The 24,143-nt window shown below is 61.0% G+C and carries 15 protein-coding genes; 4 read left to right on the forward strand and 11 right to left on the reverse strand.

Features of this window, described 5'->3' with window-relative positions; all coding sequences use genetic code 11:
* The first annotated feature begins 12 nt into the window (after positions 1 to 12).
* The 3 genes from purF to HMPREF2682_RS05255 all read left to right on the forward strand — a co-directional run bounded on the left by purF (position 13) and on the right by HMPREF2682_RS05255 (position 5,492).
* A complete protein-coding gene (purF, locus tag HMPREF2682_RS05245; protein ID WP_070691174.1) occupies positions 13 to 1,764 on the forward strand; it encodes an amidophosphoribosyltransferase in 1,752 nt (583 codons plus the stop codon).
* On the forward strand, positions 1,765 to 2,910 hold the full coding sequence (purM, locus tag HMPREF2682_RS05250) for a phosphoribosylformylglycinamidine cyclo-ligase (protein ID WP_060824316.1): 1,146 nt from the start codon (positions 1,765 to 1,767) through the stop codon (positions 2,908 to 2,910). It abuts the gene before it with no gap.
* A gap of 641 nt (positions 2,911 to 3,551) precedes the next feature.
* On the forward strand, positions 3,552 to 5,492 hold the full coding sequence (locus tag HMPREF2682_RS05255; RefSeq protein WP_070832004.1) for a S8 family peptidase: 1,941 nt from the start codon (positions 3,552 to 3,554) through the stop codon (positions 5,490 to 5,492).
* Between the two features lie 110 nt (positions 5,493 to 5,602).
* On the opposite strand, the gene HMPREF2682_RS05260 is transcribed toward HMPREF2682_RS05255, so the two are convergent.
* Positions 5,603 to 7,579 (reverse strand): S8 family peptidase, encoded by a 1,977-nt coding sequence (locus HMPREF2682_RS05260; protein ID WP_070832007.1) that lies wholly within the window; start codon positions 7,577 to 7,579, stop codon positions 5,603 to 5,605.
* 612 nt (positions 7,580 to 8,191) lie between these two features.
* On the opposite strand from HMPREF2682_RS05260, the gene HMPREF2682_RS05265 reads away from it, so the two are divergent.
* Positions 8,192 to 9,910, forward strand: a complete 1,719-nt coding sequence (locus tag HMPREF2682_RS05265; RefSeq protein ID WP_070832010.1) for a S8 family peptidase — start codon at positions 8,192 to 8,194, stop codon at positions 9,908 to 9,910.
* A gap of 220 nt (positions 9,911 to 10,130) precedes the next feature.
* Here the strand turns inward: HMPREF2682_RS05265 and HMPREF2682_RS05270 are convergent, their stop codons facing one another.
* From HMPREF2682_RS05270 to clpB, 10 genes are all read right to left on the reverse strand, one after another.
* Entirely contained in the window at positions 10,131 to 11,327 is a 1,197-nt protein-coding gene (locus tag HMPREF2682_RS05270; RefSeq protein ID WP_070832013.1) for a bifunctional glycosyltransferase family 2/GtrA family protein, read from the reverse strand.
* Complete coding sequence (locus tag HMPREF2682_RS05275; RefSeq protein ID WP_070832016.1) at positions 11,324 to 12,394, reverse strand: phosphodiester glycosidase family protein; 1,071 nt, start codon at positions 12,392 to 12,394, stop codon at positions 11,324 to 11,326. Before HMPREF2682_RS05275 ends, HMPREF2682_RS05270 begins: the two co-directional genes overlap by 4 nt.
* A 322-nt stretch (positions 12,395 to 12,716) precedes the next feature.
* The gene (locus HMPREF2682_RS05280; RefSeq protein ID WP_005504588.1) at positions 12,717 to 12,926 is read right to left on the reverse strand and encodes a DUF3073 domain-containing protein; all 210 of its coding nucleotides are present in this window, start codon (positions 12,924 to 12,926) and stop codon (positions 12,717 to 12,719) included.
* Between the two features lie 431 nt (positions 12,927 to 13,357).
* Positions 13,358 to 15,064 (reverse strand): carbohydrate-binding domain-containing protein, encoded by a 1,707-nt coding sequence (locus tag HMPREF2682_RS05285; RefSeq protein ID WP_070832019.1) that lies wholly within the window; start codon positions 15,062 to 15,064, stop codon positions 13,358 to 13,360.
* Positions 15,065 to 15,323: 259 nt separating this feature from the next.
* A complete protein-coding gene (locus HMPREF2682_RS05290) occupies positions 15,324 to 16,244 on the reverse strand; it encodes a polyphosphate polymerase domain-containing protein (RefSeq protein ID WP_070832022.1) in 921 nt (306 codons plus the stop codon).
* A 122-nt stretch (positions 16,245 to 16,366) separates the two neighbouring features.
* The gene (locus HMPREF2682_RS05295; protein WP_070832025.1) at positions 16,367 to 17,089 is read right to left on the reverse strand and encodes a DUF4956 domain-containing protein; all 723 of its coding nucleotides are present in this window, start codon (positions 17,087 to 17,089) and stop codon (positions 16,367 to 16,369) included.
* A gap of 315 nt (positions 17,090 to 17,404) precedes the next feature.
* Complete coding sequence (locus tag HMPREF2682_RS05300; protein WP_070832028.1) at positions 17,405 to 18,463, reverse strand: excalibur calcium-binding domain-containing protein; 1,059 nt, start codon at positions 18,461 to 18,463, stop codon at positions 17,405 to 17,407.
* Between the two features lie 314 nt (positions 18,464 to 18,777).
* Positions 18,778 to 19,977: an excalibur calcium-binding domain-containing protein gene (locus HMPREF2682_RS05305; protein WP_070832031.1), complete on the reverse strand. Its 1,200-nt coding sequence runs from the start codon at positions 19,975 to 19,977 to the stop codon at positions 18,778 to 18,780.
* A 191-nt stretch (positions 19,978 to 20,168) separates the two neighbouring features.
* The gene (locus HMPREF2682_RS05310) at positions 20,169 to 21,137 is read right to left on the reverse strand and encodes a Sir2 family NAD-dependent protein deacetylase (RefSeq protein WP_070832034.1); all 969 of its coding nucleotides are present in this window, start codon (positions 21,135 to 21,137) and stop codon (positions 20,169 to 20,171) included.
* A 192-nt stretch (positions 21,138 to 21,329) separates the two neighbouring features.
* Positions 21,330 to 23,939: an ATP-dependent chaperone ClpB gene (clpB, locus tag HMPREF2682_RS05315; RefSeq protein WP_070832037.1), complete on the reverse strand. Its 2,610-nt coding sequence runs from the start codon at positions 23,937 to 23,939 to the stop codon at positions 21,330 to 21,332.
* Positions 23,940 to 24,143: the final 204 nt, after the last annotated feature.

Raw genomic sequence — 24,143 nt, forward strand, 5'->3', positions numbered from 1 at the left:
AAAGACAGTGAATTGATTCGCCCCGACGGAAAACTCACTCACGACCTCGATCCGATTGACCACGGCCCCAAGGACGCCTGCGGCGTCTTCGGCGTCTGGGCACCCGGCGAGGACGTGGCAAAGCTAACCTACTACGGCCTGTACGCACTCCAGCACCGCGGCCAGGAATCAGCAGGTATCGCAACCAGCAACGGCAAACGTATCCACGTGTACAAAGATATGGGACTCGTCTCCCAGGTCTTTGACGAAGCCACCCTCAGCTCCATGCCCGGCGACCACGCTATCGGCCACGCCCGATACTCCACCACCGGCGCATCCCACTGGGCTAACGCACAGCCCACCCTCGGTACCACCCCGCACGGCACGCTCTGCCTGGCGCACAACGGTAACCTCACCAACTCGGCTGACCTTTACGACCGAGTGATTGCTAAGAACGGCGGCAAGCCTCCCAAGCACGGCGAGCTCGCCCAGGGCAACACCACCGACACCGCGCTCGTCACCGCCCTGCTGGCGGAGCACGACTTCGATTCCCTCGAAGAAGCAGCGCTCGACCTGCTGCCCACCCTGCGCGGTGCTTTCTGCCTCACCTTCATGGATGAGCACACCCTCTACGCCGCACGCGACCCGCAGGGCGTTCGCCCCCTCGTGCTCGGTCGCCTGGAGCGCGGCTGGGTTGTCGCCTCCGAAACCGCGGCACTCGATATTGTCGGCGCGTCCTTCGTGCGCGAAGTTGAGCCCGGCGAATTCATCACTATCGACGAGAACGGCCTGCGTTCCCAGCGCTTCGCTGAGGCAAAGCCTGCCGGCTGCGTCTTCGAGTACGTTTACCTCGCGCGCCCGGACACCACCATCTCCGGCCGTAGCGTCTACGAATCCCGCGTAGAAATGGGCCGTCAGCTCGCCCGCGAACACGCTGTTGAAGCTGACCTGGTCATGCCTACCCCCGAATCCGGTGTTCCCGCCGCGATTGGTTACGCCGAAGAGTCAGGCATTCCTTACGGTAACGGCCTGGTCAAGAACGCTTACGTGGGTCGAACCTTCATTCAGCCCTCGCAGACCATCCGCCAGCTGGGTATTCGACTCAAGTTGAACCCGCTGAAGTCCGTGGTGGCGGGTAAGCGCCTCGTCGTGATTGACGACTCCATTGTTCGCGGTAACACCCAGCGCGCCCTCGTGCGTATGCTCCGCGAAGCCGGCGCGAAGGAAGTGCACGTTCGTATTTCCTCCCCGCCCGTGAAGTGGCCCTGCTTCTACGGTATTGACTTCGCTTCCCGCGCAGAGCTGATTGCGAACGGCCTGTCCGTGGACGAAATCGCTTCCTCCCTGGGTGCCGATTCCCTCGGCTTCATCTCCCAGGACGGCATGATGGCAGCCACCGAGCAGCCCGCCGAAAACATGTGTACCGCATGCTTCACCGGCGAATACCCGATTGAGCTGCCCAGCGAGGAACGACGCGGCAAGTCCCTCTTCGATTCCGAAGAGAAGGGCAAGGGCGGCCCCCTCGCCGGCAAGGCGGCAGAGGTGACCGTGGAACGCCCCGTCCCCTCCAAGCCCGAGCACGCCGAGGCTGTCTCCATCGAAACCCGCGAAGGCACCGAAACTCTCGAGACGAAGTTCGACGCCTCCGCAGTACAGATTGCTGCAGACGACGCCGGCATGGGCATGTGCAACCCCGGCCCCGACGCCGACCTCGAAGCACTGCTCACCGAGCAGGACCGCACCCCCGCAAACTCCTCCGCTACCACTACCCCGAAGGAATCCTAAATGAGCGAGAACACCACCACCGTAACCTACGCGAGCGCAGGCGTTGACGTAGAGGCTGGCGATCGCGCCGTTGAGCTGATGAAGGGCGCTATCAAGGCGACCCACAACTCCTCCGTCGTTGGTGGCGTGGGCGGCTTCGCGGGCCTGTACGACGTCTCCGAGCTGGTCAAGTACCGCAAGCCCTACCTGGCTACCTCCACCGACGGTGTGGGCACCAAGGTCGCTATCGCGCAGGCTCTGGATATTCACGACACCATCGGCTACGACCTGGTCGGCATGGTCGTGGACGACATCGTCGTGTGCGGCGCTAAGCCCCTGTTCATGACCGACTACATTGCCACCGGCAAGGTTGTTCCCGAGCGCATCGCTGACATCGTTCGCGGTATTGCTGGCGCATGTGCACAGGCTGGTACCGCCCTGGTTGGCGGCGAAACCGCTGAGCACCCCGGCCTGCTGGCTGAAGACGAGTACGACGTTGCGGGCGCAGCAACCGGCCTGGTTGAGGCTGATGAGCTGCTCGGCCCGGACCGCGTGCGCGAAGGCGACGTGCTGATTGCTATGGCGTCCTCCGGTATTCACTCCAACGGCTACTCCCTGGTCCGTAAGGTCCTGAACGTTGCCGGTTGGGGCCTGGAGCGTCAGGTGGACGAGCTGGGCCGCACCATCGGTGAGGAACTGCTCGAGCCCACCCGCGTGTACGCTGCGGACTGCCTGGACCTGGCGGCGGCATTCCCCGTCAACGGTGAAGACGGCACCACCGGTAGCGGTGTGCGCGGCTTCTCGCACGTGACCGGCGGCGGCCTGGCTGCTAACCTGGCTCGCGTTCTGCCTCAGGGCCTGGAGGGCCGCGTGGACCGCTCCACCTGGCAGATTCCCGCCATCTTCTCCCTGATTGGTTCGCTGGGCAACGTACCCCTGGCTGACCTGGAGCGCACCCTGAACCTGGGTGTGGGCATGATCGCTATCGTTGACCCCTCCGTGGCTGAGGCTGCTACCAAGCGCCTGAACGACCGCGGTATCCCCTCCTGGATTATGGGTGATGTTGTTGCCGCCGGCGAGCCCGAGGCAAACAACCCCGATTACGTTCAGGGCGCTAAGGGCGTGGACGGCGGCGCGGTTCGCCTGCTGGGCTCCTACGCTTCCTAAGGACGCTTTCTCCAGCAGGTAGCGAGCGCCAGCTTGCTGGTGCTGATGATTCTATAGACCGGGGCGGTCACCCATGCGGTGGCCGCCCCGGTCTTTGTGTGTCTACCGGCGGGGCGTGCTGTCCCGTGTGTTTGATGCCAGCTTTTTATTTATTTTCACGCGTATTTTGGGCTATTTTTATTTTTTGCTATCAACTGCATTTTTAATGCATTCTAGTGCTTACACCATAGTGTTAAAACATTTATTTTTCTCCCCTGTCAGCAAGAGGTGCCGCATATCCTGCCTCGCATATTCCAACCCTCAAGCTTTACTTACATAAACTCTCAATCATTGGGCGCTATTCAGCCTCCAGAGGTTGATTTTCTGCACATTAACCCGTGAAAAGCACCTCAAAAATCCCTCAAGTTCACCTTGAAGTGATACCTTAGAAATGTACGTTGCACACCGTCCAAAAAAGAGTTCTTTCGGTACGAAAAAGGGTCAAAGAAACGCTATTCCCTCACCCCATTCATTACTTCAGCGCGCCCAAAAAGGCCTCTTTTACTGCCCCGTAAAAACCCTATACGCACCTCGCGCACCTACAGACGGAAACACCAGTACACATCACACAGTCCGCATACCACCTACATCAGGAGAACCAGATGAGGCTTCCATACATCGGCGCGCAGCGCACCGAAACACCTCCTCGCCCCTGCACCCGCCGCAAGCGCCCCGCACGCGCAGCCATGAGCCTGCTCGCCGCCGGCGCCATCCTCTTCGGAGGCGACCTGCCCGCCGTCCTCGCGCAGGCACCCAGCGACGAAGCCATCCTGGCAGCAGCTCAGGCAGCACCCCAGATTGAAGGGCCCGTCAGCCCCCTCACCCTCACGCGCAACGGCGCGGCACGCCCCAACACCCCCACCGCGGCGGCACCCGGCACGCTCCCCCAGCAGAACTTCGACCGATTCATCGTCACCTACACCAACGAAGCCAAGCAGCGCAAAATGCTGCGCGACGGCGACTGGGACGCTATTCGCGGCATCGTTGACGACATCATGGACACCGTCGACGTCGTCAGCGAAGCGATGAACGTCGACACCAAGTTCCTGCACAACACCTCCACCGATGACGCCGTCATCCAGACCTCCAAAACCCTCAACAAAAACGAGGCGAAGGAGTTCATGGCGAAGGTCGCCTCCGACCCGGACGTAGCCTCCGTCGAGCCCGACTACATCAACTACCCCGCCGCAGAGGGCGACATCACCTTCCAGTTCAACGACCCGCAGTACAGCAAGCAGTGGAACCTCACCAACCCCACCACCGGCGTTCAGAACACCGGTAACGCGCGCCTGCGCCGCGGCGCAAACGTGAAGGTCGCCGTACTTGACACCGGCTACGTGCCGCACCCCGACCTGGTTACCGGCATGGCGAACGGCTACGACTTCGTCAGCGACCCGCTCAGCGCCCGCGACGGCGACGGCCGCGACCCCAACCCCAGGGATGAAGGCGACTACGCACCCTACAACCTTTGCAAGGACCAGGCGAACGCCCACACCTCCACCTGGCACGGCACCAGCGTTGCTGGCATTATCGGTGCCCGAGGCAATAACCGCATGGGCATCGTCGGCGTTGCCGACCTCGCCCGCGTGCAGCCCGTGCGCGTACTGGGCCGATGCGGTGGCCGCACCTCAGACATTGCCGACGCCATCATCTGGGCTGCTGGCGGACACGTTGACGGAGTACCGGACAACGCCTCCCCCGCCAAGATTATCAATATGTCCATCGGCACCGTAACCACGTGCCCCGCCGCGTACCAGCGCGCCATCAACATTGCACGCTCCAAGGGCGCAATCGTGGTCGCCGCGGCAGGTAACGGCAACACGGAGGCGTCCAAGTACGCGCCCGCCAACTGCATGGGCGTCATCACGGTTGGTGCAACCACCAAGGCTGGCACGCGAGCATCATTCTCGAACTACGGCACGAGGGTTAACATCTTGGCACCGGGTGAAAACATCCTCACCCTGTCCATGAACAGCCTCGACCGCCCTGATAATACTAAGTTCAGCTACGACTATGAGAGCGGCACCTCCATGTCGGCACCGCACGTCTCCGCTCTGCTGGCGCAGCAGCTGGTCAACGGCACCTCCATGACCACCAAGCAGGTCGAGGAGGCGTTCACCCTCATGGGGACGAACCGCATCAAATGCGATAAGTACTTCTGTGGACGAGGTATTATCAACAGCTTCAAACTGGCTAAACAGGCTGGAAACCTGGACGCGAACGGCAAGGTGACCTACCTGCGACCGCGCAAGACAATCAAGGTAATCTCTAAGGGACTGAGCGCCGGAACGTCTAACACCAAGATTGCCGATAGAGCCACCACCGACGAGGCAGCCGAAGCAACCGCAGAAGCTCTCACAGCAGGAGCCAACGGCGAGAGCCTCACCGGTGACTACGACCGGATTCCCGGCGCTCCCGCCATGGAAATCCCCGAAGATGCCCAGGTTTACGACCTGAACGGTGACGCCGAGCCCATCACCCAGGACGAACCGCTGGTCACCAACCCCGCGCAGAAGCCCCGCGAGGCTGAAGAGCAGCGCTAAGCTACCCCATGATGTAGCTAGGCTCGGTTTACGGGCATAGTGAAGCCCCCGATGAGAGAACTCATCGGGGGCTTTTCACGCCTAAAAAGAATTTCGACTAATAACAGTGACTAGCGGTGGTTACCGGTTGCGAAGCCCAGGTAACCATTGTTCGGGTAAGTGTTGTTCGGGTAACCGCTGCTCGGGTAGGTGTTCACGGATGCACCGTACCAGGAGCGGTAACGGGAGGTGTGACCGTGACGCGGACGCGACGGGTAGGAGGGGCGAGTCACCGGGCGGGACGGGCGGGACGGGCGGGTCACCGGACGGTTAGCCTTAGGAGCCGGGGTCACCTTCGGTGCAGGAGTTACCTTCGGTGCAGGGGCCTGCTGACGCTTAGCGTCCTCTTCAGCCTTCTTGCGTGCCGCCTCCTCAGCCGCCTTCTTACGTGCGGCTTCCTCCTCAGCCTTCTTGCGTGCTGCCTCAGCCGCGGCAGCATCCGCAGCTTCACGGTCGGAGCGGACCTGCTGAACCGCGCGCGCCGCATTCACAATGCCGGAACCGCACGCGGACTGGTCACACTCAACACCCTGAGAGGTGGACTGCAGAGCCTTCTTCGCCTGAGCGTACGTCAGCTTCGGGTCGACCGCCTTCATGAGCGCCACAATACCGGCAACATGCGGTGCCGCCATGGAAGTGCCCTGGTACTCGGCGTAGTCGGCCTTACCGGGAGCAGTCTTGCCGGCGTTCAGGGTGGAGAGAATACCGCCACCCCAGTAGCGGCGGTCGCCACCGGGGGCGCTCACGTCCACGCGGGAGCCGTAGTTGGAGAAGTAGGAGCGCTTGCCGTTCTTATCGGTTGCGCCCACGTTGATGACGTCCTCGCAGTTGCCGGGGCTGGACTTCGAGGCATCAAAGTTGTTGTTACCCGCTGCGACGACCACAATGGAGCCGCGCTTATTCGCCTGAGCAATCGCCTGGCGGTACGGGGTGGTGCAGGTGCCCTCGCTACCGATGGACATGTTAATGACCTGGGCGGGGTTCTGGTTTACGGGGACACCGCGCACGCTACCACCGGCAGCCCAAATAATGCCGTCGGTGATGTCCGAGTCGAAGCCACCGCAGGCGCCCAGAACGCGCACGGGCACGATCTTCGCTTCGGGTGCCACGCCGGCAATGCCCTCGTTGTTATTCGCGATAGCGGCAATAGTGCCCGCCACGTGGGTGCCGTGCCAGTCGGAGGCGGTCGCCTTCGAACCGGTGAAGCACTGGTTATCTACGGTCCAGTTGCCGGCGTCGGTCGGGTCGGAGTCGCGGCCGTCGCCGTCATTGGAGAACGCCGATTCGGCAATGAAGTCGTAGCCGGGCAGCACGTTAGCGTCCAGGTCCGGGTGGGCGGTAATGCCGGAGTCCAGCACCGCCACGGTCACGCCCTTGCCGCGGGTGGTGCCCCACGCCTCCAGAGCGGAGACGCCCTTCTCGCCGGTGAGGGACCACATGCGGTTCATCTTCGGGTCGTTAATCTTGACGGTCTCCGAGGTGTTGTCCACGGTGGCGTAGCGGCGCATATCCGGCGACACGGAGGCAACCTTGGAGTTCGCGCTCAGGGCGTTCATGTACTGCTGCGCCTGGGCGGGGGTGAGCTCCGCGGAGGTGGTGACCACGCTGGCATCCAGCGCGGTGGAGCGGACGTAGCTGGTCTTAATGTTCAGCAGCTCGTCGATGCTCTGCACGTCGGAGGTGATGCCCGCGTAGAGTGCGTCGCTCCAGGTTGCCTGCTGGGTGCCGGCGGCGGCGGACCAGTCAATCTGGTCTGCGGTGGCGTCGGTGGAGGCGGCGTTCTTCGCGTCCTCGGTGTAGGTGATGATGAAGCGGTTGTACGCCACGGGCGCGGACTGGGTTGCCTGTGCGGTGTTAGAAATCTGTGCAGTGTTGGAGGTCTGCGCGGCGTTAGAAGCCTGTGCCGCGTTAGAAGCCTGGTTTGCCTGCGCGGTGGGTACCGCCACGGCGGGGATGACGCTTGCTGAGAGCAGGCAGGTTGCGGTGACGAAGCTCAGCAGGGAACGCTGTGAGGAGCGTGCCTGCGAGGGGCGAGCAATGCGAAGCATGGACGTCCTTGTGTGAGTGGTACCGGGTATGCACGGTTCGGCGCAACATTGCCGATTCGCATTGAGGGCGCGGGTGCGCATTCGGTACGAGTGAATACGGAAGAGTGAGGTGTTGGTGCGTAGTACGGGGTTACGTTGTGGGTTCACAATGTGCATGCACGGGTACGCACCGTGAGATACTCTAGCACCCTTTTTCAGTTACTTTATGAATAAAATATATGATGTGATGCACCTCATTTTATATAAAGATGAGCAAAACTTAAATCACTGCTTTAAGGCATGAGAATATCTCGACTAGGCATTTCTTTATCTGCATTTACATGAAAGAAAAATCTCATTACCTGCGCCACACTATCGAGTTTTAGGCGCTAGATACATAGGAAAAGGTGCTAGGATAGCGATATCTCACCACATAAACTACTTCCGAAGAACTCCCGCACGGGAGTTTAGAGAAAAATACACATCAATGCAGTGATGTGCATTTTCTTTTTCTATTCGCTCCTCACAAGCAAATATGCAAAAGAATGCAAATATTTTCTCAAAAGTGCATTTATGTGAGTGGATGACCAACCCACTTGCCGCTTCCGGCACTCACATACGCAAAGGACCCCGATGTCTTTTACCACTCACCCCTCAGCGCGCCGCATCGCACGCACCGCGCTGAGCCTGGGCACCGCCGCAGCACTCATCGCGACCCTGGGCGCCCCCGCATCCTTCGCGGCACCCGCCAAGGCTAACGGCGCCGAACGCGCCAAGGCGCACACCACTATTTCCTCCCTCAGCTCCGGTCAGCAGAAGGCAGGCTTCAACCGCTTCGTCATCACCTACACCGACAGCGCCCTGAACTCCGGTGGCATCAACTGGGCAAGCCCCGCAGGCACCCAGGTCTCCACCTGGAGCGACTCCCTCTACCAGGGCATCAGCTCCGATGTGAAGAGCATCGACGAGCTGCTGAAGGTCAAGACCAGCTACGTACGCACCACCGCCCAGAAGGCGACCGTGGTGACCCTCTCCTCCAAGCTCACCGCAGAGCAGGCTGAGAAGTACATGGCGGCTCTGAGCTCCAACCCCTCCGTCGCATCCGTTGAGCCCGACCTGCTGCGCCGCTCGAACGCGCGTGCTCGTGGCGCCGCGACCTCCAAGGTGGCTCAGGTCGCCAAGGCTGCGCAGGCATCGGACCAGGTTGTGGCACCGAACGACACCCTCTACCCGCAGCAGTGGAACCTGCACGGCACCAAGGGCCTGGCAGCCCCCGAGGCGTGGAAGACCACCCAGGGTGCTGGCGTGACCGTTGCTGTGATTGACTCCGGCATCGTCAAGCACCCCGACCTGGACGCTAACGTTCTGCCCGGCTACGATTTCATCACCGAGCCTTCCATTGCCCGTGACGGCAACGGCCGCGACTCTGACCCGACCGACCAGGGCAACTGGGAAGAAGCCGGCGTCTGCGACGCGGACTCTGAGGCAAGCGAGTCGAACTGGCACGGCACCCACGTTGCAGGCTCCATCGCCGCAATTATGAACAATAAGCGCGGCATCGTCGGCGTGGCACCGAACTCCAAGATCCTGCCCGTGCGTGCCCTGGGCATGTGCGGCGGCTACGACTCCGACATTGCGGATGCAATGGTCTGGGCAGCCGGCGGCACCGTTGAGGGCGTTCCCGCGAACTCCAACCCCGCCAAGATCATTAACCTCTCCCTCGGCGGCGAGGGCACCTGCCCCGCAACCTACTCCAAGGCTATTGCCGAGGTGAACAAGCGCGGCGCGATCCTCGTGGTCGCAGCTGGTAACGATGGTCAGGACACCTCCAAGGTCGCTCCGGCTAACTGCGGCGGTTCGATCGTGGTGGGCGCTACCGACCAGGAGGGTAAGCGTAGCGACTTCTCGAACTACGGCAAGCTTGTTGATGTGAGCGCCCCCGGCAGCAGCATCATGTCCACCGTGGATCTGGGTACCACCGTTTCCAAGGGTGCGGGCTACACCGAGTACGACGGCACCTCCATGGCAGCACCCCAGGTTGCTGGCGTGATTGCCCTGATGAAGTCCGTTGACCCCTCCCTGACCGCTGAGCGTGCAAAGCAGATTCTGAAGCAGAGCTCCAAGCCGCTCACCTGCGATGTGAACGCTTGCGGTTCCGGCATTGTGAACGCTGCGAGCGCGCTGGCTATGGTGCAGGGCAAGAAGGACCCGAACCCGCAGGTGAAGCCCTGGCCGAAGCGTGCTCCTAAGCACCCGACCCGTGCGGCTCGTGTTGGTTACGTGACTAACCCGGCTGTTAACCACAACCCGCCGTTCCTGATTACTCCCGGCGGTCTGATTCCCGGTCAGTAATCGGTATGTTGCCAGCTCGGAAGCCGGTGAGCCAATAGGCTTCTGAAAGGCCAAATATATACAAAAAGCCCCCGTTGAGTTTTCTCAGCGGGGGCTTTTCGTGAACAGAACGCTGCCGCATCTGATGCGGCAGCTTGCTTCTCCCACCCACCCTCACGACTGACGGGTGGGAGAAATCTTGGGGTACGCCCCTAGCGAGCTGGACGCTAGGTAGAAAGCGCTAGGGACGTACCTGGGAGGCGCGCACACCGGTACGGATACCGGCTGCCTCCATGCGAGCGGACTCGTAGCTGCTCACCGCACGCAGACCCGAAGGCGCGTTGGTTGCCACCGCCTTTTCTCGCGGCTTTTCCTGACTCTGGGCGGGTAGAAAAACCCAGCGGCGCTGGACCGCGAAGCTGACCGGAATGAGGATCAGCTCGGTCAGGATCTTGGCAACCAGCAGGGATACTCCCAGGCCGGTCAGGGTTTCCATCAGAGCCGCATTGGCTGCGAGGATACCCACCGCCAGCACGGCGTACCGCACCAGCGAGGAGGATGCCGAGGGGCGTGCGCCTCCGTCGTGCATGAGCATTCGGTTGACGGTGAAGTTCGTCAGCGCCGAGATGATACGTGCACCGACTACGGCTGCCAGGAGCGGAGCACCCAAGCCCACCAGGATGAAGAGGGCGATAGCATCCACGAGGAAGCCGGTCAGGAAAGACGAGGCCAGGAAGGCGAGCAGCGGTGCGTAGATGAGCGCCGAGTCCTGCAGGGGCCTAAAGTGGCTGGTCGGGTTGCCCGGCTCGTAGACCTTCACGATGGGTACCTGTACCAGGTCCACGTCTGCGCGGGTTGCGCGCAGCAGCATGGAGAACTCGTACTCGTACTTATCGCCAGGGATCTGCAGTAGCCAGTCCAGGATCTGCGGGGTGAAGCCGCGCAGGCCGGTCTGGGTGTCTGCCACGCGGGCGCCGGTCGCCAGGGCGAAGAAGCCTACGGTTGCGCTGTTGCCAATCTTGGAGCGTAGCGGCACCTTGGTGCCTTCTTCGCCGGCGTTGGGGTCGGGCTTGGTACGCACACCGAGCACGATGCTCTTCTGGCCTGCCGACGCCGCGGTTTCGGTGCGCACACCCACGCGGAAGATGTCCTGGGGTAGGTGCTGGCCGTCCGCATCGGCGGTGACGATGACCTCGCCGGGGCGGTTTGCTTTCGCCCAGGCGATGCCGGTGCGCAGTGCCGCACCCTTGCCCTTGTTGGAGGGGTGGGTCTGCACGGTCACGCCGTCGATACGCAGTTCGGTAAAGATCGGTGCGTAGGTGCTGCCGGATCCGTCGTCAATGACGAGGATTTCGGCTCCCGGGTCCTGTTCGCGCAGGGCCCAGGCAAGGCGGACCAATGACTGGTCCGGCTTATAGGCGGGTATCAGGATAATCACGATGCGCTCCCTGCAATGTAGAGGATGTCACTGGTGCCACGCTCCTTGGTGCCACCCTGGGGGCGGTTGACCAGCTCGTTGTTGAAGACCATGGCGGAGGAGCCGCCACCATCCAGGTTGTAGGCGCTGACGCAGCCGAGGTCCTTGAACATCTGCGCGAACTCGGGCATGGTCACGCCGCGCGAATAGTTGGTGGAGCGGCCGTCAACCACGATGAAGACCAGGTGGTTGGTGCCAAGCACACCCACGCCAGTTCGCGGCTGGTTGCCCTGGATGGAGTGGTTACCAAAGTTGGTGTCCACCTCGACGCTGTCGATACCGTCGACAACCGCGGAGTCCTTGACCAGTGCCGGGCCGAAGGAGAGGGTGTTCCACACGCCTTCGTTGACGAGGGTCTGGGCGTTGGTTGCGGTTTCGTCGTAGAGCTTGACGGAGCCGTCGCGGTAGAAGGCCAAACCCTCGCGAGCGCCGGCGTCACGGTAGACAACACCGTTTCGGATCACGATGCCGGTGGTACGGAAGCCGTAGTAGTCACCGTTGATCGCCCAGATGCCGTTGTGTTCGGAGGCGATATTCGAGGGGGTGTCGATAATGTTCTGGCCGAACTTGTTGTTGGCGAAGGCGCTACGCAGCAGGGTTGCGTTGTCGAGCTTGATGTCTGCCACGAAGGAGACAACCGCGTCGGAGCCGCTGCCGGTGGTGTTGGAGGTGATGGTGATCGAGCCTTCGTTAGCGGTGAGGCTCTGACCGTTGACCTTCACGCCGGTCAGTTCGGTGGGGTCTGCCGTGGCGGAGCCGGAGGCACTTGCGTTTGCCTGGGCGGCTGCCGCCTCGTAGGCGGTGGTGTCCTCGATTTCGGTGTGCTCTGCCAGGTAGCGGTTGTATGCCCAGCCTGCGCCGCCGCCGACTACTGCGAGTGCGCCGAGGCCGCCGCCGATGAAGATTCGACGGGTGAGCTTCTTCTTGGCTAGCTTCTGCTCTGCGGCGGTTTGTGCGGCGGTTGCTTGTTCTGCCGCGGTCTGGGTGGTCTGGTCAATGTTCTGAGTCATGTTCTGTTCGTTGTTCATGTCTCTAGAATGCCGGGCTATTCTCTGTGCCAGGCATGACTAAGCTGTGCAGAAGCTATGCATGCTTATTCATTTCAAACTTTTTTATTACTGCCCATGCTTTATTACCAGAAGATGCTATGCATGCCTATGTATAAACATGTGTATTGGCTTTGTGCACCAAGCATCTGAGGGCGCCAGATACCCCCACTTCTCCCCCGACCCACAGGCCACCTCAGAGGGCACGAAAAAACCGGCTGAGCACCCCGTGCGGGGCCTCAAGCCGGTTCATCATCTATCGAATACGCTCAGTCGATATGCACCGAATCAATCCGCGTATTCTTTATGCCTCATCCTCGTAGGACGCGTACTTTTCTGCGTATGCCGAGTAGTCGTCCTCGTCGTCATAGCGACGGCGGGACGAATCGGAGGACTTAGTTTTCTTCGCGCTACTCAGCTCGCGCTCGAGTGCGCTGTAGTCGGTCTCGGGGCTGAAGTACTTCATCTCCCGAGCCTGCCTTGTTGCTTTAGCCTTCTGACGGCCGCGCCCCATGGCGTGACCCCCTCTTTCATCCTGTCCGAGGCGAACAGCGCGCGCGGCGCATCGCTCTCGGATCGTTCAACAGTCTTTACTACACTATAGAGTACCCTGTTTCAGCCCTGAATGTCTCGCTCAGCGGCACCTATTTTGCGTATCAAAGCACTTCTTCGCACCGGAACAACCGTTTTATTTTGCACCGGTAGCCTTTTATACCTCAGACGCCACATTCCCTAGATAACAACTCCCTAGATAACACGTAGCCCCGCATCGGACGTATCGCTACATCCGATGCGGGGCGAGTGTCTCTCCTTACCGGTTCACTCACAAGACCGGGTTCAGAGAGGGTACCGTGCAGGTCATGACATCCCGCACGGAGCTTAGGGGGGCAGCTCCTACCGCTTAGCTTGCGGCAAGGGAACTACTAGCTTGCAGTAAAGGAGCTGCTAGCTTGCGGTGAAAGAACCGAGCGAGGTGGCGTTAGAAGCCAGGGTGGTGCTGGAGGCGTCCACGCTATCGGTGGTGGTGTACACGGTGTAGCTCTGGCCCTTGGTGATCTTGGAGCTGGAGACCAGGATCAGCGCGGTGCTGGAGTTCGTCACCTTGTAGTTCGCCACCACGGTACCGGAGGAGTCGGTCACCTGTACGGTGGTGCCGGCGCTCAGGTTCGATACGTTGCTGATCTTCACGTAGCCGCTGGTGGAGGAGGTTGCGGGCGCCTCGAACATGTCACCGGAGTTCGCTGCGGTCACGGTCGCGCCGTTGAGCAGCAGGTCGCCGTTGGTATCCAGGGAGGTGTTACCGCCGGTGAAGGGGCCGTTCACGACCAGGGTGCCGCCCGAGAGGGCTGCCGTACCGTTGGAGTCGATGCCGTCGCCGTTCGCGTTCACGGTGACGGTACCGCCGGTGATGTTGATGGTTGCGTCGACGACCTCGAAGGTGCCGCCGCCACCGCCCGCACCGCCGCCTGCGCCACCGCCAGCCGGGGGCTGACCCATGGTACCGGAGGGTGCCTGGCCGCCCGAGGGAGCCTGACCAGCCTGGCCGCCCTGTGCAGCGTTACCCTGTGCAGTCTGGTTGGTCTGCGCAGTCTGGGTGGTCTGCGTGGTGGAGGTCGAAGTCGACTCGGTACCGGTCGAGCTAGTGCTGGTGGTGCTGTACGAGGCGTTGATACCGTCATCCGAGCTGGTCACGTTCACGGTGCCGTCCAGGATGTTGATGTACTGCGCCTCAATACCCTCATTCGACTGGGTAATGTTCAGGGTACCGCCGGAGATTTCAAGCACGCGCTCAGCCTTGAAACCGTCATCACCTGCAGAGATGTTCACGGTACCGCCGCTCAGGCGTACCCAGCCGCGGTTGCCGTCGGTGTCATTGGTTGCCTTGATGCCGTCCTGGCTTGCGGTCACGGTGATGGTGCCGTCCAGGATATCGACGTAGTCCTTACCCTTGATGCCGGTGTTTGCCGCGTTCACTTCCAGGGTGCCGGAGGCAATGACCAGGCCGTCAGAGGTGTGGATACCCTCTTCGTACTTACCTTCAACCTTCAGGGTACCTTCACCCGCCAGGGTCAGGTCGCTCTTGGAGTAGATAGCTGCGTCGGGGCTACCGCTGGCGGTATCCGAGTAGGAGGAGCCGTCAGAGACGGTGTTGGTGGTACCCGAGGCGGTGTAGATAACGACCTCGTCCGCCTCAACAACGTTGATAGCAGCACCGGTGGAGTTGGTGACCGTCGCGTTGTTCAGAATCAGGCGGACCATGTCACTGTCGGCTGCCTCAACCTTAATCTGGCCCTCGTAGGTGCCGGTGAGCTTATAGTTGCCCGCCTTGGTGATGGTGATGACGCCGTCGCTGACGGTCACGCCGTCGGTCGCGGTCGGGTTAGAAAGATCGATAGTAACTTCGCTGGAGGAATCCCAGGTGACGTCCTTCGCGGAGTAGTGGGTGTCCTCGGCGAGCTTCGCGCCGCTCTTCACGTCGGTGGAGAAGGAATCTGCCACCTTCGACGTGGTGCCCGAAGTGCTCGAAGCGGAGGTACTGATTGCACTCGATGCGCTGGCATTCGATGCCGAGGTTGCCGAGCAGCCGGTCAACGCCAAGGCTGCCAGGAGGGTAATGGAGGTTGCGCTCTTAATCATATTGCTCTTTTTCACGGGTTTTCCTTTGTGTTTGGGTGACCACTCGTGTAGAGCCAGCGCCACAGGGGTAAGACGTATGTGAAATGTGAATATGTGTGAGAGCGGTTATTGCCTGTGTGGGGCGAATAAAGCCGATGTTGTGCTTGGTTCGGCGGTTAGATTCGTTCGGGGTTAGATTCGGGATTCAGCGGAGCTGGGGCTGGGGGGTGCGGGTAAGGTAGGTGCACTACCCTACCCGCGCATCCCAGATCGCTGTTTGAGCCAGATTGCCGTTTTAGGCGGCTGCGGAACGCTCGGTCAGCAGCTTCTGGTAATCCTCTTCGGTCATGTCATCCACGTTCAGGCGGGTGCCCTCAACCGGTTCCAGGTGCATCCAGTTCTTCAGGGTTTCTTCCCACTTGTTGCTTGCCAGCTGCGGGTTCAGCGCCGCCATACCGGTTGCAAACTTGGAAATCTTCGCGGGGGTGATGCCCGCATCCCAGAGGTGCTGGTCTGCCACGGAGGGCTCCACGCCGGACTTGGTTTCGATGATGACCGCGTTCGGCAGGCCGTAGGTGGTGCCGACCAGGTTGCCGTGGAAGTTGCGGTAGTTCACGCCCGCCATGAGGATGTTCTCGGACAGAGGAGTCCAGGTCAGGGCGTTATCTACGGTCATACGGGAGGCGACCGGGTTCTTCTCGCTCTGCGGCAGGAAGACCGTGGTACGGCGGTAGCCGGTGGTCAGGACCGCCTCCAGCTTGTGCACGGGGCCTGCGAGGATATCGCCGAGTGCTGCGGTGATGTACTCGTGGCCTTCCGCGGTGAGCTGATCGCGGTTCTCGAAGGTGTACGGGATACGCTTCTTGACGGTCATGTCCTGCTCACCGTCGGTCTTGACCTCCAGGAAGGTCAGCTCCGAGTCCAGGTAGCTACGGGTACGAATCTTGAAGGTGTCCTCGCGGCTGTAGGCTGCCGAGTGGTAGCTCTGCATCTGCGGGGTGTCGAAGTAGACCGAGTCGTAGGCGAAGTCGCGCTGGCCCTTGATTTCCATGACGGAGGCGTCTGCGTCGAGCGTGGAGAGTACCTTGGCGGCGGTTTCTGCGTCGACAATGTACTTGCGGTCCACACGGGTCTGCATGGCTGCCTTCTCGTTCATGGCTTCCAGGCTGATGCTCTTCCACTCTGCGGGGATGATGTTTGCGGCTACATTAGTCATGGGTCTTCGTCCTTCTGGGGTGCTGCCCCTGCGTTTTGGGCTGTGCGCTGGGGCGGCGTGTCGTGGGTATCGGAGATGTTTGTGAGGTTGGAGTGAATCGGAGGCTTTTATACCGGTTGGTCTTACTTGCCTACCGGGGTGCGCTGGAGCGGAACCATCCGGGTGTCCAGGGTGGTGTGCGCCTCGGCGGTGGGAACCTGAGGTGCTGCCGGGTAAGCCGCAGGAGCCTGCGATGCTACCGTCTGAGCGGCTACAGGCTGAGCCGCCTCCACTGCCGCGGGGGTGCCGCCCTCGGGGGTTTCCTTGGGCTGGTAGGTGACGGTGGCGCGGGTCAGGTTGTTCACCATATCCAGCTCGGTAACGCTGACCGAGGTGACGGTGTAACCCAGGCGAGCGCTCAGGTATGCCTTGAGCTCTTCCTCGTCGCTGATTGCACGATCGGCGGTAACGGTCTGAGTCTGATCGGTAGAGACCGGGGCGCTACGCGAGTCGAGAATCGCGATGAGGCCGACCAGGGTAGCCATGAGGCCGAAGGCGATGTACGCCGGGCTAATGTTCACACCTGCGATCATGCCGACCGAGAGGGCTACGAAGTAGTAACCCACCTCGCGCTGGCTCAGGGCGGTGGAACGCAATCGGATAATCGACAGGACACCGAAGAGGCCCATACCCATAGCGGATGCGTTCGATCCGGCGGATACCAGCGCCACCGAGACGGTGAAGATGCCGGCGTTGATGACCGCGTAGGAAATCATCAGTTCGCGGTTGCGATGCCGCACCATGTAGAGGGTGCAGAGGGCTGCGATGGCTATGGCATCGGCAATCGCCATGGTCAAAATATTCATCGGGGTTCTCCAGCTTTGTGTCGTGGTATCCGCTATGCTCTTCGCTGCCTGTTCTTCAGCTCCAAGCTGTGCGTTCTTTGTAGTATCTAGATTCCCGTGCGAGTCTGTGTTTACCCTGTGCTCGCCTTAACTTAGAGATAAGTGTTATGCGTCTCCGATAAACAGCCTTGTCAGTGGTGCTATTTGTCCGTAATTTTTTGCTTCTTTCACGCCGTTCCCAGCATCCCTAACAGCCTCAAAAGGCACAAAAAATGGGCTCCCTCCGATATGGAGGGAGCCCATCAAAGTAGCTAAAAGCTTAGCGACTAGGCACTATTAAGCCTTCTTGCGCATGCGGGTTGCAACGATGGTCGCGCCACCTGCACCCAGAGCAATCAGGCCCAGACCAGCAGCAGTCATTGCACCGGATGCACCAGTCTTAGCCAGGGAAGAAGAGCTCTTGGAGGATGCGTTCGAGGAACCGGAGCCCAGGTTGTCGCCGGAACCCAGGTTGTCATTCGAGCCGGAGCTCAGGCTGATGCTGTCAGACTTCTTGGAGTTCTCGTAGTCAACGGGCTGCTCGCAACCATAGTCGTCGCCGTCAGCGTTGAACTTCTCGCGGTAATCCGGGTGGCTCTTGTGAATCGGTGCCAGACCTGCAGCCTCAACGTCGGCGCAGTTCTGGAAACGGAAGTGCTGCTCGCTGTCAGACTTCTGCTCATCGGACTTCTGATCCTCAGACTTCTGCTCTTCGGCAGGCTTCTGGTCCTCAGCGGGCTTGGTTTCCTTAGCGTCCTCAACTGCGGGTGCGGAGGTCTCTTCAGCAGGCTTGGGAGCCTCGGTGGTCGGCTCAGCGGTTGCGTCCTTGGACGGCTCGGGGGTGGGATCCGGGGTCGAATCCTGGGAAGGAGCGGGGGTCGGGTCCTCGGTGGGAGCCGGTGCGGGCTGCTCCGCAACCTTGATGGTCACGGTAGCTGCCTTACCGCCACGGGGAACGTCGCCGTCCTTCAGGGAGCCGGACAGCAGGTAAATGTCAACGGAAACGCTGCCGTGCAGCTCTTCCTGCCAGGGGATGGTGGCGGAGAAGTTACCATCGCTATCAGCGTGGATTTCCAGGTAGTCCTGGCCGTTAATCTTAACGGCGCCCTTGTTCAGCTTCAGAGCCAGAACGGAACCGGAGGTGCCGTCAGCGGTCTTGAAGCCCTCGCCACCAATGTTCAGGCCCTGACCCTCATACCAGGTGTCGGGGGCAATGAACTGTGCAGAGTCTGCGTAGGTGTAGACAGTCTGAGGCGCGCCTTCAACAGCGAAGGTTGCGGGGACGGAAGTAGCAACGAGACCACAGCCAATGAGGGCGGTGGCACCGATGCGTGCAATGTTGTTTCGAATGTTCATGCCCCCCATTCTAACGAGCGAAGCTTGGGATACCGGCTCCCAAGACGCCAATTTGCCATGACCTGACTCACAAACCGGGGTTTTCTTGAAGGTTTATTGAAGGCATGGTTGAACCATAGAGACCTTTTGCACCGCCGTGCACCCCTAAAGTCTCAATTGAGACTTGAAGAAACCAGCAAGTACATGCGCCATCCCACCGACACAACACGCCAACAAAAACCACCCCGTTAAACGCAAGAATCCCCTCCGCCGAACATTCAAAAGCGTTCAGGAGAGGGGACTCTCACGCACCGCACCGGGCGGTGACGATAGTTTTAGGAGTTCTTGCGGTTACGCACAGCGGTCACGCCAGCAACGCCCAGACCCAGAGCTACCAGGCCCAGGCCAGCCATGGTGAAGGCGTTGGAAGCACCGGTGTTAGCCAGGGAGGAGCGCTGAGCGCGGCTCGAAGTGGAATTGCTCGAAGAGGAGGAACCGCTACCCAGGTTGTCCAGGCCGCCAGAGTTGCGGGAAGAAGAACCCGAGGAACCGTTGGAAGAGGAACCGTCCGTCACCTCGCTGTTGATAACCTCGCAGCCCAGGCCGTTACCATCGTTGTCGAACTTCTTACGGAAGTCCGGGTGGCTTTCGTGAATGGGCGCCAGGCCAGCAGCCGCAACCTCTGCGCAGTTCGCGAAGCGGGTGCTCTCAGCCGAAGCGGTCACCTGCTCGGTAGCGGAGGTGGAATCACCCAGCTGATCCTTCGCTTCGTTCGCTACAGGTGCGTTCTGCTCAGTAGTGGCCGAAGCGGAAGCCGATGCGGAAGCAGAAGCCGAAGCAGAGGGGGTTGCAACCACAGAAGCGGAAGCCGACGCGGTAGCCGAAGGGCTCACCGAGGTTGCCGGGCGGTTCTTAATCTCAGCATCTACGGAGGCAACAACCTCATCAGCGGCAGTAGCCGAAGCCGAGGGGGTAGCGGATGCAGAGGGTGCAACAGAAGCGGAGGGGGTAGCCACCACGGAAGCCGAAGCGCTCGCGGTCGCCGAGGGGCTCACCGAAGCGGTTGCGGAGGGGGTTGCTTCCTGAACGGAACGAGCCTCAATCTTCACGGTCGCAGCCTTACCGCCGCGGGAGGTGTCGTTATCCTTCAGGGAGCCGGAGAGCAGGTACACGTCCACGGAGATGCGGTTCTCCAGGTCGTCCTGCCAGGGAATAGAAACGGAGAAGTTGCCCTTCTCGTCAGCCTTAACTTCCAGGTAGTCCTGGCCGTCAATCTTGACGGTGCCCTTGTTCAGCTTAATAGCGATAACGGAGCCGGAGGTGCCGTCCTGAGTCAGGAAGCCCTCGCCGGTAACCTTCAGGGTTTCGCCCTTGTACCAAACCTCAGAAATGTGGGAAGTAGCCTTGTCGGAGTAGACGTGAGTGACGGACTCTTCGCCGTTCTGAGCGAACGTTGCGGGGATTGCGGTAACCACCAGGCCGCAACCAATCAGGGCGGTGGCACCGAAGCGAGTGATAGTGTGTCGAATGTCCATCCCATCATTTTATCCTCGCGTAATGGGTGTATCCGCCTGTCCAGGGGCTATTTAAAATGAATTACGCCACAAAGTAGCACTTTCGTGCAGTTAATGACGGGCCAACTACAGGTCAGTGCACGCGCGGCAAAATTCGCCGGGCGCCAGCGTTACCCAGTCGTGCCGGCGCCACCTAGTTGTGCCAGTGCTACTTAGTCGTCAATCTCGTCAAGCATGAGCTCCAGCGCCTCACCCACGCCGCTACGCCACAGGTAGGTTGCCTTCGCATCGGCGCGTCCCGGACCTCCGTTAATGATGGCGACCGGTTTGCCGGCGCGCAGAGCCTCCAGCACAATCTTGTAGCTGCTCATGACCGCTACCGAGGAGCCGACCACCAGCAGCGCCGAACACTCGGCGAGCATGGCATCCTTGAGCGCTTTGCGTTCGGCGGGCACGGATTCGCCAAAGTACACCACGTCCGGCTTGAGGCGGGTCGAACCGCAGGCGAGGCAGGGCACCATCTGAAAATCGCGGATGTAGCGGTCGTCCAGTTCCACGTCACCGTCGGGGTTCACGCGCAGGTCTTCGTCTTCAAGGCGCGCCAGGTAGCCGGGGTTCGCCGCATCCAGGCGCGTATCGAGGCTTTCGCGCCCCTCATCCTGACCGCAGTCCAGGCACACAATACGCGACAGGTCACCGTGCAGCGCCAGCAGATTAGAGCTTCCGGCACGGGCGTGCAGACCGTCCACATTCTGCGTAATCACACCACTCACGGCACCCAGCTGCTCCAGCTCAGCGAGCGCATAGTGGGCACGGTTCGGCTGGGCGCGGCGCATGCGGCGCCAGCCCACGTAGGAGCGCGCCCAATAGCGCTGACGCGCGGCGTCATCGTAGCGAAATTCCTGGTAGGTCATGGGACGGTGATCGTGCAGGGAACCACCCGGGCCGCGGTAGTCGGGGATGCCGGATTCGGTGCTCACGCCCGCGCCGGTGAGCACGAGAACCTTACCCGCCTTGAGTAGCTCGGCAATACCCGCGGCGGCGTACCCCTCGTCGTGCGGGGTGGCGTTCTCGGAGACGACTCGCTGAATGGAGCGGATTGCGGCACGGTGCACGGAGGCGATTTCTTCGCGCTGTTCACCGGCTGCGGCAAAGTTCTGTTGGTCAGTCCAGCGGTCCATTCTTCTCCTCTATGCTCTGTGCTCTCGTACGTTGTTCTCGCACGTTAAAGGGCTGTGGGGCACCCCCTTTCGAGGGTACCCCACAGCCTATTTCTTATGGTTTCGAATGTGCAAACTCAGCCACAGGCTAAGTCCGCCCAGCAAGCCGGGCCCTGCCAAGTAACCGGGCCTATCCAGCCAGCCGGTTGAGTTTTAGTCCTCAGCCTTCTGCTCACGCTCGGAGGTCACCGACAGGCCGTCGCTGGCAACGTCCGGGTTCACGTCCACGGTCACGGTGTCGCCGTCGTGGATGGCACCGGAGAGGATGCCGCGAGCCAGGCGGTCACCGATCTCGCGCTGAACCAGGCGGCGCAGCGGGCGGGCACCGAACGCCGGGTCGTAGCCGGTCTTACCCAGCCACTCGAGGGCTGCCTCGGTCACGTTCAGGGTGAGGCGGCGGTCCTCCAGGCGCTTAGCCATGCTCTTGACCTGCAGACCCACAATCTGACCCAGGTTCTCAGCCGACAGGGGCTGGAACATGATGATGTCGTCCAGTCGGTTGAGGAACTCGGGGCGGAATGCCTGGTGCACAACCTCCATGGCCTTCTCGGAACGCTCGTCGAAGGGCAGGTCCTGGTTGACCAGGTACTGCGAGCCGAGGTTCGAGGTCAGGATCAGGATGACGTTGCGGAAGTCCACGGTGCGGCCCTGACCGTCGGTCAGGCGGCCGTCATCGAGCACCTGCAGCAGGATGTCGAAGACCTCGGGGTGTGCCTTCTCGACCTCGTCGAGCAGGACCACCGAGTAGGGGCGACGGCGTACAGCCTCGGTCAGCTGACCGCCCTCTTCATGGCCGACGTATCCGGGAGGGGCACCGACCAGGCGAGAAACGGTGTGCTTCTCGGAGTACTCGCTCATGTCGATACGCACCAGGGCGCGCTCGTCATCGAACTGGAACTCAGCCAGTGCCTTAGCCAGCTCGGTCTTACCAACACCGGTCGGGCCCAGGAACAGGAAGGAACCAATCGGGCGGTTCGGGTCGGAAATACCGGCGCGGGCACGGCGCACAGCGTCAGAGACAGCGACCACTGCGGCTTCCTGGCCAATGAGGCGGGCACCGATGCGCTTCTCCATTTCGAGCAGCTTCTCGGACTCACCCTGCATCATGCGACCTGCGGGAATGCCGGTCCAGGAGGAAATCACCTCGGCGATATCGTCCGCGGTGACCTCTTCGGAGACCATGGACTCGCTCTTGGCGGTGTCCTCGGCACGCTGTGCTTCTTCCAGCTCAGCCTGCTTTGCGGGAATCTCACCGTACAGCAGGCGGGATGCCTCAGCGAGGTTACCCTCGCGCTGTGCCACCTCTGCGCGGGAACGCAGCTCGTCAATCTGGGTCTTGATGTCACCCACACGGTTCAGGCTAGCCTTCTCGGCCTCCCAACGAGCGTTGAGGGCGTCAAGCTGTTCCTTCTTGTCAGCCATGTCCTTGCGCAGCGCCTCCAGACGCTCAACCGATGCGGGATCGGTCTCATCGGCAAGTGCCAGCTCCTCCATGGTGAGGCGGTCCACAGCGCGGCGCAGCTGGTCGATTTCCTCCGGTGCAGAGTCAATTTCCATGCGCAGGCGGGATGCTGCCTCATCAATCAGGTCAATTGCCTTGTCAGGCAGCTGACGGGAAGGAATGTAACGGTTAGACAGGGTTGCTGCGGCAACCAGCGCGGAGTCAGCGATCTGCACCTTGTGGTGTGCCTCGTAGCGTTCCTTCAGGCCGCGCAGAATACCGATGGTGTCATCCACGCTGGGCTCGCCCACGTACACCTGCTGGAAACGGCGCTCCAGTGCGGGGTCCTTCTCGATGTTCTCGCGGTACTCGTCGAGGGTGGTGGCACCAATCAGGCGCAACTCGCCACGAGCAAGCATGGGCTTGAGCATGTTGCCTGCGTCCATGGAACCTTCGGATGCGCCAGCACCGACAACGGTGTGAATCTCGTCGATGAAGGTCACAATCTGGCCCTCGGACTTCTTGATTTCTTCGAGGACTGCCTTCAGGCGCTCCTCGAATTCACCGCGGTACTTTGCGCCTGCGACCATGGAGCCCAGGTCCAGGCTAATCAGGGTCTTGCCGCGCAGGGATTCGGGCACGTCGCCAGAAACCATGCGCTGCGCCAGGCCTTCCACGACGGCGGTCTTACCGACGCCGGGCTCACCAATCAGCACGGGGTTGTTCTTGGTGCGGCGGGAAAGCACCTGCACAACGCGGCGAATCTCAGAGTCACGGCCGATGACCGGGTCGAGCTTGCCTGCGCGAGCAATAGCGGTCAGGTCGGTGCCGTACTTTTCGAGCGCCTGGAAGGTGCCCTCGGGGTCGGGGGTGTCCACGGTGCGGTCTCCTCGGACGGTGGGGATGGTCTGTGCGATGAGCTCTGCGGTAGCGCCGAGCTTGTGCATTGCGGTTGCGGTGCTATCGGTTCCGCTGGCAATGCCCAGCAGAATCATTTCGGTAGAAACGTAGGTATCTCCGAAGCCCTGGGCGCGGGTCTGTGCCGCCTGCAGAGCGGAAAGCGCTGCACGGCTGAGGGAGGCGTTCTGCACGGAGGCACCGGATGCCTTCGGCAGCTTCTTGATTTCGGCGGATGCTGCCTCGGAGATAGCGTCTACATCCAGGCCTGCAGCCTTGAGGACTGCTACGGCGACGCCTTCGCGCTGGTCCATGAGGGCCTTGAGGATGTGCGCGGTTTCAATAGTGGGGTTGCCGGCGGTTTGAGCGTTAGTATTTGCCGCCGAGATGACTTCTTGACTCTTGGTGGTGAACTTGTTGTCCATGGTGTTCCTTTCGCATTTCGAGGGGCTTATCCTATGCGCCCCCGCATTACATAACTTGAGTCTACTCCACTCAATTATGTTTCGCAAGCCTCCTGCAAAAAAATTTTCGTATTTTTCGCCCCACCTCACACCCCCTGACCCCCAAACAAAAGCCCCAGTCAAAACTGCATTGTTATACTGATCGGACTCTCGCTGGATTTGCTT

The organism is Rothia sp. HMSC061D12 (assembly GCF_001836735.1).
Classification (GTDB): domain Bacteria; phylum Actinomycetota; class Actinomycetes; order Actinomycetales; family Micrococcaceae; genus Rothia.

What these genes read in the sequence shown, in the direction of transcription:
- HMPREF2682_RS05275 (WP_070832016.1), bottom strand. Translation starts at nt 12,394, where the DNA reads ATGAACAACGAACAGAACATGACTCAGAACATTGACCAGACCACCCAG.
- clpB (WP_070832037.1), bottom strand. Translation starts at nt 23,939, where the DNA reads ATGGACAACAAGTTCACCACCAAGAGTCAAGAAGTCATCTCGGCGGCA.
- HMPREF2682_RS05260 (WP_070832007.1), bottom strand. Translation starts at nt 7,579, where the DNA reads ATGCTTCGCATTGCTCGCCCCTCGCAGGCACGCTCCTCACAGCGTTCC.
- purM (WP_060824316.1), top strand. Translation starts at nt 1,765, where the DNA reads ATGAGCGAGAACACCACCACCGTAACCTACGCGAGCGCAGGCGTTGAC.
- HMPREF2682_RS05305 (WP_070832031.1), bottom strand. Translation starts at nt 19,977, where the DNA reads ATGGACATTCGACACACTATCACTCGCTTCGGTGCCACCGCCCTGATT.
- HMPREF2682_RS05265 (WP_070832010.1), top strand. Translation starts at nt 8,192, where the DNA reads ATGTCTTTTACCACTCACCCCTCAGCGCGCCGCATCGCACGCACCGCG.
- HMPREF2682_RS05300 (WP_070832028.1), bottom strand. Translation starts at nt 18,463, where the DNA reads ATGAACATTCGAAACAACATTGCACGCATCGGTGCCACCGCCCTCATT.
- HMPREF2682_RS05280 (WP_005504588.1), bottom strand. Translation starts at nt 12,926, where the DNA reads ATGGGGCGCGGCCGTCAGAAGGCTAAAGCAACAAGGCAGGCTCGGGAG.
- HMPREF2682_RS05310 (WP_070832034.1), bottom strand. Translation starts at nt 21,137, where the DNA reads ATGGACCGCTGGACTGACCAACAGAACTTTGCCGCAGCCGGTGAACAG.
- HMPREF2682_RS05290 (WP_070832022.1), bottom strand. Translation starts at nt 16,244, where the DNA reads ATGACTAATGTAGCCGCAAACATCATCCCCGCAGAGTGGAAGAGCATC.
- HMPREF2682_RS05255 (WP_070832004.1), top strand. Translation starts at nt 3,552, where the DNA reads ATGAGGCTTCCATACATCGGCGCGCAGCGCACCGAAACACCTCCTCGC.
- HMPREF2682_RS05295 (WP_070832025.1), bottom strand. Translation starts at nt 17,089, where the DNA reads ATGAATATTTTGACCATGGCGATTGCCGATGCCATAGCCATCGCAGCC.